The sequence below is a fragment of the Pragia fontium genome (assembly GCF_900638655.1).
Classification (GTDB): domain Bacteria; phylum Pseudomonadota; class Gammaproteobacteria; order Enterobacterales; family Enterobacteriaceae; genus Pragia; species Pragia fontium.
This window is the reverse complement of sequence record NZ_LR134531.1, coordinates 1241934-1254604: the sequence shown is the minus strand read 5'-3', so window position 1 is coordinate 1254604 and position 12671 is coordinate 1241934. Positions and strand designations below refer to the sequence as shown.

Annotated in this window: 12 protein-coding genes; 2 read left to right on the top strand and 10 right to left on the bottom strand. The window is 44.2% G+C overall.

Annotation, left to right across the window (positions count from 1 at the left end):
- Positions 1-10: 10 nt before the first annotated feature.
- The 6 genes from glnK to EL341_RS05245 form a co-directional block, all read right to left on the bottom strand.
- Positions 11-349, bottom strand: a complete 339-nt coding sequence (glnK, locus tag EL341_RS05270; protein ID WP_074820751.1) for a P-II family nitrogen regulator — start codon at positions 347-349, stop codon at positions 11-13.
- Between the two features lie 470 nt (positions 350-819).
- Positions 820-1026, bottom strand: a complete 207-nt coding sequence (locus EL341_RS05265) for a hypothetical protein (protein WP_074820749.1) — start codon at positions 1024-1026, stop codon at positions 820-822.
- 34 nt (positions 1027-1060) lie between these two features.
- Positions 1061-1273, bottom strand: coding sequence for a hypothetical protein (locus EL341_RS05260; RefSeq protein ID WP_074820748.1), 213 nt, complete (start codon positions 1271-1273; stop codon positions 1061-1063).
- Between the two features lie 590 nt (positions 1274-1863).
- On the bottom strand, positions 1864-3636 hold the full coding sequence (locus EL341_RS05255) for a SmdB family multidrug efflux ABC transporter permease/ATP-binding protein (protein WP_074820747.1): 1773 nt from the start codon (positions 3634-3636) through the stop codon (positions 1864-1866).
- A 1-nt stretch (position 3637) separates the two neighbouring features.
- A complete protein-coding gene (locus tag EL341_RS05250) occupies positions 3638-5377 on the bottom strand; it encodes a SmdA family multidrug ABC transporter permease/ATP-binding protein (protein WP_126467191.1) in 1740 nt (579 codons plus the stop codon).
- A gap of 131 nt (positions 5378-5508) precedes the next feature.
- Complete coding sequence (locus EL341_RS05245) at positions 5509-5970, bottom strand: Lrp/AsnC family transcriptional regulator (protein WP_047782544.1); 462 nt, start codon at positions 5968-5970, stop codon at positions 5509-5511.
- A 144-nt stretch (positions 5971-6114) separates the two neighbouring features.
- Between EL341_RS05245 and EL341_RS05240 the strand changes: the two genes are divergently transcribed.
- Positions 6115-7155, top strand: coding sequence for a PLP-dependent cysteine synthase family protein (locus EL341_RS05240; RefSeq protein ID WP_047780424.1), 1041 nt, complete (start codon positions 6115-6117; stop codon positions 7153-7155).
- Positions 7156-7319: 164 nt separating this feature from the next.
- Here EL341_RS05240 and rhtA read toward each other — a convergent pair whose 3' ends face one another.
- Positions 7320-8234 carry a threonine/homoserine exporter RhtA gene (gene rhtA, locus EL341_RS05235; protein ID WP_047780423.1) on the bottom strand — a complete coding sequence of 305 codons (915 nt, stop codon included), beginning with the start codon at positions 8232-8234 and terminating at the stop codon, positions 7320-7322.
- Positions 8235-8418: 184 nt separating this feature from the next.
- A complete protein-coding gene (fabB, locus tag EL341_RS05230) occupies positions 8419-9633 on the bottom strand; it encodes a beta-ketoacyl-ACP synthase I (RefSeq protein ID WP_126467189.1) in 1215 nt (404 codons plus the stop codon).
- A gap of 173 nt (positions 9634-9806) precedes the next feature.
- Here fabB and mnmC point away from each other — a divergent pair, with 173 nt between their 5' ends.
- Complete coding sequence (gene mnmC / locus EL341_RS05225) at positions 9807-11831, top strand: bifunctional tRNA (5-methylaminomethyl-2-thiouridine)(34)-methyltransferase MnmD/FAD-dependent 5-carboxymethylaminomethyl-2-thiouridine(34) oxidoreductase MnmC (RefSeq protein WP_126467187.1); 2025 nt, start codon at positions 9807-9809, stop codon at positions 11829-11831.
- Between the two features lie 128 nt (positions 11832-11959).
- Here the strand turns inward: mnmC and EL341_RS05220 are convergent, their stop codons facing one another.
- Together EL341_RS05220 and EL341_RS05215 are read right to left on the bottom strand one after the other, a co-directional pair.
- Positions 11960-12190: a hypothetical protein gene (locus EL341_RS05220; protein ID WP_047780419.1), complete on the bottom strand. Its 231-nt coding sequence runs from the start codon at positions 12188-12190 to the stop codon at positions 11960-11962.
- Between the two features lie 195 nt (positions 12191-12385).
- Positions 12386-12670, bottom strand: coding sequence for a YfcL family protein (locus EL341_RS05215; RefSeq protein ID WP_126467185.1), 285 nt, complete (start codon positions 12668-12670; stop codon positions 12386-12388).
- Position 12671: the final 1 nt, after the last annotated feature.

Here is a 12671-nt window from a genome sequence, read left to right as displayed (position 1 = left end):
TATAAGTGAATTACAGCGCGTCTTCATCAGTTTCACCGGTGCGGATACGAACGACCCGTTGCAACTCGGTCACAAATATTTTTCCATCGCCAATTTTCCCGGTGTAGGCTGACTGGGTGATGGCCTCTATTGCGCCTTCAACTTGATCGTCAGACATCGCGATGTCTATCTTCATCTTGGGTAAAAAATTCACACTGTACTCGGCACCGCGGTAAAGCTCAGCATGCCCCTTTTGTCGCCCAAATCCTTTCACCTCAGTAACCGTTAATCCCTGAATGCCTATTGAAGATAAGGCTTCGCGTACATCTTCTAACTTGAAGGGTTTAATCACCACCGTGACCAGTTTCATATGCCTCTCCTCAGATTCAAACCAACGGTTAAAAACAATTTACTGACAAATAGCTAACAAACATGCAAAAGCAAGTTACATGCCAATATATAAAAAAATGTTCGTTTTAATTAAAAAGAGTAGATCGAATAAATAAATTGCGGCTTAAATTGGAGAGTGATCGAGGGAAATAATCTTGTGCCATGCTGATATTTCAGGCAATGATGGTATATCACTAAAGTGGAAAGCTGACTTAACGTTGCGAAATGAAAAAATAAACACTCAGGTATTATTTTACGGGTTAGATAACTATGACGTTGAATAAATCATAAACCAAATTCATTAAACATCGTTACGCACTAAAATAGTGCTTAATAGATAAATTATGATGCAACGATTTTCAATTCACTCAACGATAATCCTTTTTTACCAAGCTAAAATGCAAAAACCCCGAGACCGGGGTTTTTATTACGCAATAAACAAACCTGATATTAAGCTGACGGAGTACCAGCCGGCTGTTGGCTTTCTGATTTAGCTTTAACCTGCTTTTTATGCTGTTTAGCTTTATGAGCAGTTTTATGTTTAGTAACCGATGCGTGTTGTACATCTTTAACGGGTTGTGTAGCTGTGCTAGCAGCAAATGCTGATCCAGACAGAACAAACATTGCGGCTACGGCCAACGGAAGTAATTTTTTCATTTGGTACACCTTGGATATCAGTTAATGATTCTAATTACTTAGCAGCAGCGTCTTTAGCTGGCTGTTTAGTTTCTGACTTAGCTGTTACATGCTTTTTATGCTGCTTAGCTTTTTCACCTGCTTTGTGTTGCGTAGCTGAAACTGGCTGAGCTTCAGTTTTAACCGGAGCAGCAGTTGTCTCAGCAGCGAATACAGAACCAGAAAGTACGAACATTGAAGCGATTGCTAAAGGTAATAATTTTTTCATTTGGTATATCCTCAGGATTGTTAACTTACATTGCGTTTAATATTCAGCATGCAGTGATAGACCGAATGCTAATTTGATTTAGCTTCACATAACGTTTCTGTTAAATCTGAAGTAGATACTAGACCGAATTCTGTCAGCGATCGTAAGACCTGAGTAATTGGATTGTAAATTAAGTGTAACAAGAAAAAATAATATTTTGTTTTCAAGTTAAGATAAAAAATATAAATAGATTCAATTAATAACAATATTTCCCCTTAACAATATTGTTATAAAATAACTGGTCTAATCACATTATTAAGCGCCTCATTTTTCTAATAAGAGTAAAAATTGAAAAATGTTATCTGATGATTTATAAAGAAAAAAATAAACGTTATTCGATGAGTCTTTATTATATGAATTGTAAATACATTAATAATTTGTCGATGATTTTAATTTAAACTCAGATTGTCAAAATCCAAAAACAGTGGATCGAAATCACAACAATACATTAACAAAAGAGTAATGATATTGTTTTGCATTCCCAATAGGGCATAGCACAATATTTCCGGCTCAATAGAGCCGGGGAAAATTGAAAAAAATAGATAAAAAAATCAGAGAGGCGCTTCCAACTCCGTAGCGGCCAACTGCAATTGATGCATCTGATAATAACGTCCCTTTTGCGCCAGCAACTGCTGATGATTGCCTGACTCAACAATTTCACCTCGGTTGAGTACTACAATTTGATCGGCATCCACAATGGTTGAAAGACGATGGGCAATCACAACCAGCGTCGTTTTATGACGAATGGCACTTAATGCACGGTGGATTGCCTGCTCAGTTCCGGAATCTATATTCGCCGTGGCCTCATCCAATATCAGGATTTGCGGTGTTTGAACCAGCACTCTGGCTAACGCCAACAATTGCTTCTGCCCTACGGATAGGTTATTACCCTGTTCACCAAATACAGTATGAATGCCCTTAGGCATCTCTTTTACCAGCGGTTCTAACTGAGAAATCTGTAACGCCTGCCAGACTTGTTCTTCACTGATATCACGACCCAAAGCAATATTGGCATATACCGTATCCGCCAACACCACGGGATCTTGCTGCACCATGGCGACACCACTACGTAATACCTGATGGCTCAGCGTTTTCAAGGGACGATCGTCAAGATAAATCTCGCCGCTAACCAAGGGATAATACCCCATCAGCAAATTCGCCAGCGTACTTTTACCGCTCCCGGTATGCCCCACTAACGCAATAAAATGACGCGATGGAACCTGTAGATTAATATCTTTCAACACCGTCTTAGACGGGTTGTAAGCGAAGTCCACATGATTAATCTCTACCTTACCTGAAGCCAATGGACGAAGATCATCACCATACTGCTGCTGCTCGCCATCCATCAGTTCAAAAATTCGCTCACCCGCTACCACCGCCTGCTGTAACATGGCCTGCTGAGATGCCAATTCGATTAATGGCTCATTTAATCGGGATAAATAGTTAATAAAGGCATACAGCACGCCAACACCAATGGCCCCTTCCTGACTGAAGCCAAACAGCATCAATAAACCACTTAGCACCAGCGCAGAAATTAAACTCAGCAATGGTCGCAATAGTAGACTTTCCAGCCTTAACGTCTTAAGGCGCATCAAATAATGCACATGGCTTGTCTCTCCAAGCTTCTCGCCAAAACGCCCCTGCTGGCGAAACTGCTGTAAAACAACCATCCCGCTGATAGCCTCGTTAAAACCGTTATTAATATCCGCTAACAGGCTTCGTACCTGACGAATAATAGGAGTACTGTGACGTTGATAAAGTCCCATCAGAATCAATACAACCGGGAACATCATCATTGCCACCAATGCCATCCGCCAGTTCAGGCTAAACATCGCAATCAGCATCGCGCTGATTAACGCGGCACTACGCAATACTGTGGCAACAACCGTCACATAGAGATCTTTAATTACTTCGGTATCGTTGGTCACTTTTGAGATTAATTGACCAACCGGCTGTGTATCAAACACCGCGATTGGCTGTTTAAGTGCCGCATCCATGACATCGCTACGAATCGTCTGAACAACCCCTACTGAGGCACGATTAAACAACAACGCCTGATTATAGCGCAGGGTAGCCGCCAAAATTTGTAACAGTAGAAACACCACCGCTAACCCGATAACTTTACCGGTCGGCATACTGTTTTTGGCCACCATATTATCGATAAAATAGCTGATCAAGACCGGGCCACATACCTCAGCCCCAGCCGCTAACCACAGTAATATCGCCGCCAACGTCAATGGACGTCGATAAGGTAAGCCATAGGAAAGTAAACGTTTTAACGTCGGCCAAAGCTGGCGGAATTTATGATTGCTATCCGTATTCATATCACTCATCCAGTGCCGCTTCCAATTGCTGATAACGATACATATTACGATACCATCCCATCTGTTCAGCCAGTTCAGAATGCGTGCCTCGCTGGGCTACTTTTCCATCCTGCAACACCAGTATTTCACTGGCATGCAATAGTCCGGAAAGCCGATGGGCGCTGATAATCAGCGTACGATTTTGTCCCCAGCCACGTAAATTTTGCAAAATTTGATATTCGGTCCGCCCGTCAACGGCAGATAAAGCATCATCCAAAATCAGAATTTCACTTTCCATCAGTAACGCTCTGGCGATGGCTATCCGCTGTTTCTGACCACCTGACAACATCACGCCCCGCTCTCCAACTTCAGTCTGATAGCCTTGGGACAAATTCAAAATATCTTCATGAACGCAGGCCAGTGCAGCCGCATGTTCTATCTCGTCTTGTGATACCGATGGGTTACCCAAGGCAATATTTTCAGCAATACTGGCAGAAAACAGGAACGGCATTTGACTGACGACCGACATTCGTGCGCGCCATTCATCCAGTTTAATTTGGCTAAGAGGCAGCGAGTGATAACAAATTTCACCTTGCGTTACATCGAACTGACGTTGAATCAGCGCCAGCAACGTACTCTTGCCTGAACCAGTGGGGCCGCATAACCCCAGAGTTTTTCCCGGTTCCAAACGAGCCTGAATATTTTCCAATACCGGTTTTTCCGCCGGTGGATAATCAAAGCGAATAATATTGAGTTCCAGCACTCCACGCCCTGGCGGTAAAGACAGTTCGCCATCGACCACTTCTGGGGCTTCTGTTAACAAACTAGCTATACGGCTATAGGCAGCGCTACCGCGTTCAACAATATTAAACATCCACGCCAGCGCCAGCATAGGCCAAATCATCAACCCTAAATACATCACAAAGCTGGTTAGCTGTCCTAGCGTCAGTTGGTTATTAATCACCATCCAGCTTCCGCCCCCGATTGCCAGCATATTGGCACAGGCAACCGCCAGATAAATAGTTGGATCAAAGCGGGCATCCACTTTCGCCACATGCATGTTCTTATTACCAGCATCGATGGCTACGTCAGAAAATAGTTTTGATTGATAATTTTCCAACCCAAAGGCTTTAATCATCCGGATACTGGTTAAGCTTTCCTGAGTACGATCGTTTAATAAAGAGAACGCGGCCTGAGCCACGCGAAAACGATTATACAGTTCATCACCATAGCGCTTGATAAAGATCGCCATAATGGGCATCGGCAGTAGGGATAGCAGCGTGAGTTGCCAACTGATTTCAATACTCATGATAATGAGTACCGCACACCCCATCACCAAAGAATCCACCAGCGTTAGCACGCCTTCTCCCGCGGCAAACACCACTCGATCAACATCATTGGTGGCGCGAGCAATTAAGTCACCCGTCCGGTGACGCAAATAAAAATTGGGGTGTTGGCGACTAAGCTGATTATAGAAATTATTACGTAATTTAACCGCGAGTAGATAAGAGGCACCAAACAATAAGATACGCCATACATATCGCAGCAAATAAATCACCACAGCCGTACCTACAATCAGGCTAATCCACAGTAATAGAGTACGACCGCTCATCTGCTGATGAGTAATTCCATCCACAATAATGCCGACCAGTTTTGGTGGCAGCAGTTGCAGCATCGCAATAACGATAAGAAGTGTCACTGCACCTAGATAACGTTTCCATTCAAGGACAAAAAACCAGCGCAATTGGGAAAACAGTTTCACTATAATAATCCAGTGGTTAGGCGGTTAATCCGTCACCGCTTCAGGTTGAATCCGATACTAATAAGCCAAGTAGAATAGCACCTTCACCAGAACTAAATGAAACAATTTCTCATTTGGAAAAACGGAAAGCATTACTCGGTTATGGGTAAGCAGGTCGTCAGCTTTATCTCTTCCATCGAAAAACTTGAGGTCACATCACTTAATCCGCTAACGCTATTCACTAGCTGCTTATAAAAGTTATCATAACTTTTCATATCCGCTACTTGCACATGCATCAGATAATCATATTCTCCCGCCATCCGGTAGAATGCCATAACTTCCGGCATCGCATTAACCCGATCAACAAAATGTTGATACCATTCGCTGCTATGACATTGGGTTTTAATCAGCACAAACGCCGTTAGGTTTAACCCTAGTTTTGTGGCATCAAGCAATGCCACCTTCTGGCGGATATAACCATCATCCTCCAGCTTTTTTAATCGTTTCCAGCAAGGAGTAGAAGTTAGATTCACTTCTTCAGACAGAGCCTGTAAAGACAGCGTACAGTCTTTTTGCAAAAGGGTCAGTAGTTTACGGTCAATTTTATCTAGCACAGCCACTCCCGGGAGAAAATTTTTCCATTACTGAGTAAATATAGAGTAAAAATAGCAATAATTTTTTCTCAAATTACCGTTAGTCTATCAGTATAGACCCATTGTCTAAAGCCACAGATTAACCACACAGATCCGGAGAAAAATATGACACGCCATTGGGTAAAACAGGCCATCAGTGAAATTGAAGCTGATTTCCAACGTTCCGCAGATACCCATCTCATTCGCATTCAGTTAGCCCAATTTCCCGGTATCTATCTCTATCTGAAAGATGAAAGCACTCATCCTACTGGTAGCCTAAAGCACCGTTTGGCTCGCTCACTGTTTTTATATGGTCTGTCTAATGGTTGGATTAAACAGGATACCACCATTATTGAAGCCTCATCCGGCAGTACCGCCGTATCAGAGGCCTATTTTGCCCGTTTGCTGGGATTGCCTTTTATTGCCGTCATGCCCGACTGCACGGCAAAGCGCAAAATAGAACAAATTGAATTCTATGGTGGCCGCTGCCATTTCGTGAAGCATTCATCTGAAATCTACGCCGCCTCAGAGCGCCTGGCAACAGAGCTTAACGGTCACTATATGGATCAATTTACCTATGCTGAACGGGCCACCGACTGGCGTGGTAATAACAATATCGCCGACAGTATTTTCCGTCAAATGCAGCGTGAGCCACATACCGTTCCCGATTACCTTGTGATGAGTGCCGGCACTGGCGGAACCTCTGCCACATTAGGGCGCTATATCCGCTATCAAGGATATGACACTAAACTGGTAGTCGTCGATCCAGAAAACTCGGTATTTTATGACTATTTCCAAACCGGAGATGGTGCCCTCTCTACCCACTGCGGAAGCCGAATTGAAGGCATTGGCCGTCCACGAGTAGAACCCTCATTTATTCCTGCCGTGATTGAGGAAATGATTCAGGTTCCAGATGCCGCCAGTATCGCCACGATTCTTTGGTTAGAAAAGATTTTAGGACGCAAAACCGGCGCTTCAACAGGCACTAACGTCTGGGGAGCACTACAGTTGGCTAAGCGTATGCGTGACAACGGTGAAAAAGGCGCTATTGTGACATTATTGTGCGATAGCGGAGAACGCTATCTGGATACCTACTACAATCCTGAGTGGGTGGCTCAAACGCTGGGTGATTTAAGCCAGTATCAGCAACAGTTGGAAAATCTGTAAAGATAATGGATAACAAAATAGCCACCTTTTGGGTGGCTATTTTGTCTGTTAAGCATTTTTACGCCATCTACCCCGTCATTTTATCTTAATAACAACGCTTGGCTTAAACGAGATCACAGCTTTCGCCGGGATGACGGTCAAAATATTGTGGCGATCTCTTAACATCAACGGACGCTTTCAGTATCAATCTTCACCGATTCAAGCTTAGCCTTGGGCTTAATGGTTAACGATGCCCCCATCGAAGCAACAATTACCGCTAACAGTCCCATCCATTGCATAAAAGACAGCGTTTCATTCAAGAAAATGAGGCCAGAAAACGCCCCCATTGCAGGTTCTAAGCTAGTCAGTGTGCCAAAGGTCTGTGCTGGTAAACGCGTTAAAGCAACCATCTCTAATGAATAAGGTAGCGCAGTTGACAGTATGGCTACACCGATGGCGACAGGCAATATCGACAGCGAAAATAAATCGCTGCCAGCATAAATAACCCCAACAGGTAAAACAATGATCGTGGCAACCAATGCCCCTAACGCAACGGAGCGTGTGCCGTAGCTGGCGCCTGCCCGTTGACCAAATACAATATATAGGGCCCAAAATACCCCGGCACCCAGCGCATAGCAGGCACCCACCGGATCTACGCCATTAACGGATTGATTTAGCGGTAGCAATAACCCTAAACCGACAATAACTAAACCAACCCACAGAAAATCCACCAAACGACGAGAAGAAAACATCGCTACGGCCAGTGGTCCAATAAACTCCAGCGCTACAGCAATTCCCAGCGGCACCGTTCTCAAGGACATATAAAACAGTAAGTTCATTCCACCAAGGGACAGTCCGTAGGCTAGAAGCCACCATCTTGCTCCCGGTGCAGGGATCCGAGTTTTGCTCTTACGCCAAGGGCGTAAAAAGATCATCAGAATAATAGTCCCCAAAAACAGACGCAGAGCCGTCATGCCTTGGGCACCCACAATAGGGAACAGGCTTTTCGCCAGCGAAGCACCACTTTGAATCGATAACATTGCAATAAGCAATAAGATGACCAGTAGCAATACTGAAGTTTTTTTCTCTTTCAGAAACATAGATACGCTTAACCTTCTTTCGGTCAATTTCAGCAACCGAAAGCGTGTTTAATTAAATCAAAATAGCTAAATAGATACCGTCTATGATACCTGAATACTACGCTGGTTTTTACCCCAGGCTATAAAATAAAAACTGCCAGTGACACAAATCACCGGCAGTTTATAGAGACAAAGTTTCGAGAACTTATTTGCTGTATTTACGCATCACTAACGTGGCGTTGGTACCACCAAAGCCGAAACTGTTAGACATCGCAGTAGTTAACTCACGGCGAGTTGTCTTGGTAATGATATTCATACCGGCAGCTTGTTCATCTAAATTATCGATATTGATGCTAGGGGCTATAAAGCTATTTTCAACCATTAACAACGTATAGATAGCTTCATGAACACCGGCAGCACCCAGCGCATGACCCGTCATTGCCTTAGTGGATGAAATCGCTGGCGTATTATCACCAAACACTTCACGAATAGCGCCCAGTTCTTTCACATCACCAACCGGCGTAGAAGTACCGTGGACGTTCAGGTAATCAATTGGGGTATCAACACCTTGCATTGCCATCTTCATACAGCGAACCGCACCTTCACCAGAAGGAGCAACCATATCCGCACCATCAGACGTCGCACCGTAACCAACAATTTCAGCATAGATATGTGCGCCACGAGCCAGAGCGTGCTCCAGTTCTTCAACCACAACCATACCGCCACCACCAGAGATAACAAAACCATCACGGTCGGTATCATAAGTACGGGATGCTTTTTCCGGCGTATCGTTATATTGGGTAGATAATGCACCCATAGCATCAAACTCACAGGAGAGTTCCCAGCACATTTCTTCACCGCCACCGGCAAAGACCACGTCTTGTTTGCCTAACTGAATCAGTTCCAAGGCATGACCAATACAGTGTGCGGAAGTAGCACAAGCGGAACTAATGGTGTAGTTAACGCCGCGAATTTTGAAAGGTGTGGCTAAACAGGCTGAAACACCTGAAGCCATCGCTTTGGTCACCATATATGGCCCTACGCCACGTAAGCCGCGAGCGCGCATACCATCAGCACCCGCCACCTGACTGCGTGGAGAACCACCACCTGAACCGACAACCAAGCCAGTACGGTCGTTAGAAACTTGATCGTCTGCTAATCCTGAGTCTTTAATCGCTTCTTGCATAGAAAGATAAGCATAAATTGATGCATCACTCATGAAACGAGCAATTTTGCGGTCAATTAATCCAGCAGTATCCAGTTTAATATTACCCCAAACATGACTGCGCATGCCTGCATCTTGCAATTCCTGAGCATGGGTAATACCGGAACGTCCCAGTTCTAAAGACTCCAAGACTTCTTGTTTATTATTACCGATACTAGAAATAACACCTAAGCCGGTGATAACTGCACGTTTCATCTATTACCTCTTTCTACTTTTTTATTGTATTGCGAATTTGCCTAACAGATTAGCTTACACTTGTAAGCTGAACAAGTCCGATCAGCAAAATATATGCAACAAAAGATGTTAATTTCTTTACGAGTCGTTCATCATTATTATCACTCTAGTACTTGAACAGACGGTATTTTAACGTGGGTGAGATATCAATTCGACATGCAACATTGAACTGGAATGAACAGGGTACACCTGTTTCCCGAGAGTTTGATGATGTTTACTTTTCCAATCAGGATGGACCGGAAGAAACCAAATACGTGTTTTTAACCGGAAACCAAATTCCGGAAAGATTTAGCACTCACTCTAAAAGTCATTTCGTTATTGCCGAAACCGGATTTGGTACCGGATTAAATTTCATCACCTTATGGGACGCTTTTCGCCGTTTTAAAACGGCCAATCCACAATCAGCATTAAAGCGACTACACTTTATCAGCTTTGAAAAATATCCCTTAACCCGTGAAGACCTGACCACTGTTCAACAAACTTGGCCACAGTTTGCTGAACTCTGTGCCGAATTACGTCAAATATGGCCTCTGGCAACCGCAGGGTGTCATCGCTTGTATCTGGACAATGAGCAAGTGATGCTGGACTTATGGTTTGGCGATGTAAATCAGTTATTGCCCACATTAGATTACAGTATTCACGCTAAAGTCGACGCTTGGTTTCTTGACGGTTTTGCACCGTCTAAAAACCCGGATATGTGGACCCCGCTGTTGTTTAACCACATGGCTAAACTTGCGGCCGATAACGGGACATTTGCTACCTTTACGGCCGCCGGGGTTGTCCGTCGTGGGCTACAGGACGCTGGATTTAAGGTTTCACGCATCAAAGGATTCGGCCATAAACGAGAAATGCTGGTTGGCATAAAAGACGCCGACACAATAGTCAAACAACCACACCCTGCCCCTTGGTATGCCAGACCACCAGCAGATAATCCTCAGGATGTTGCCATTATTGGCGGCGGCATAGCCTCGGCCATGACGGCGCTATCGTTATTGCGTCGTGGTGCCAAGGTGACGCTTTACTGTGCTGATGCCGCTCCGGCGCAATCTGCTTCTGGCAACCATCAGGGCGTACTCTATCCACTGATGGTCAAAGATAATTCGCCATTGACCCAATTCTTTACTCAGGCATTCACTTTTGCCAGACAAACCTATGACAGTCTGTTAAATAAAGACATTGATTTTGATCATCGGTGGTGTGGCGTGATTCAACTTGGCCATAACCTAAAAAATAAACGTAGGAATGATGCTATTTTGGCATCAAAACCTTTACCTCAAATCGTCACCGGCTTTTCTCAACCACAGGCGGAAACCGCCTGTGGATTACCCGTCGGCTGTGATGGCATTCACTACCCGATGGGAGGATGGCTCTCCCCTTTACAACTGACGACTAATGCCTTGGCCTATGCAGAAACCTTAGGCATGAAAACCTATTATCAATCTCAGCTAATCAAGCTAGAACGAATGGAACAAAGCTGGTCGCTTAGCTTTAAACATGGCAAGACCGTTCAGCATGCAACGGTTATTCTGGCTATGGGATATCAAGTCAGCGATATCACTCAAGCAGCAAATCTGCCCCTTACTCTCGTTCGCGGGCAGGTGTCGCAGGTACCAACCTCACCCGAGTTAAGTTCACTGCAACAGGTTTTGTGTTACGACGGTTATCTGACACCGGTAGATCAGCAACGTCAGTTTCACTGTCTGGGTGCCAGCCATGGGCGAGATGATGGTCAAACCGACTATCGCCAGACTGAACAAGAAGAAAACCGCCAGCGTCTAATTAACTGTTTACCAAACCTTGCGTGGCCACAGTATGTTGATATCAGCGACAACATCGCCCGATGCAGTATCCGCAGCGCGGTCAGAGATCATTTCCCGCTGTTGGGTGCTCTACCTGATTATTCACGCTTACTCGAGGTTTACCAACATCTCGAACACCGCGTAAAAAAGCATGAAGGTATTGAACAAGCGCCGATATGGCCCGATCTGTATTTAATCGCCGGATTGGGTTCCCGAGGCTTATGCTCCGCCCCACTACTGGCAGAAATTTTGGCAGGTCAAATATTTGATGAGCCTTTACCGATGACGGCTGACCTGCTGGAAGCGTTAAGCCCGAACCGCAAGTGGATAAAGAAACTGTTAAAAGGGGCACCGCTATAGCGGTAAAGAAAAAAGCCGAAGGTTCAGCCTTTAAGTTGAATCACTGTCGTGTAATAAATACAAAAAAACCAGCCTTAGCTGGTTTAATTCATCGGTGTATTCACGCCATCGAGCCTAAATCGAATTGATTATGGCTTCGGGCAACCTCTTAAGAAGCCGAATGTTTTTTTAACATTCTTACCATAACCAATAACTTGGCCTTGATCATTGTACAGGTATTGTTTCCACGTACAGTGTTCCCATAAGGCATTATAACTCGATGCCGCTTTAAACCACGGTCCCAACTGAGCAGCAGAAGCACTGCAGCTAATCGCTAAAGCACAACCGGCTAACAACATACCTAACGTCTTTTTAGACATAAAACATCTCCATTGTTTTGATTAATGAACCTATATTCATCTTAAATCTTGCAGAGCTGATGAATAAAAAAGTACCGTCCCGTTGATACCACTATTTGTCATATCAAGGTTCAGATACTTTAATAAGCTACATTATTTGTTATTGATAACTAAAATGTTTTTGTCTAAATTCCACCCAGTAATTCTAAGTATTACTTAGTTTTTTTCTGCTGAAACTTGTTGTAACAAGGTCTTCCACAGGTTAAAAACTAAGACCTGATCCACCGGAGAAAGCTCCCCTAATTTAATCGCATCAGCCAAACTCTGTTCAATCAAGTGAGCAAAATCCTCAAGTGTGGTTTTCCCCTGTTCCTCAGCCAAGGCTGCCGCTAAGGTAATATGACCGCGTAAATAGCCACCAGCAAATAACTCATCATCACTGGCATGTTCAACATTGCTATCAATCAGCGCCAGAATGGACTCTTCAAATTCTGCGATCATG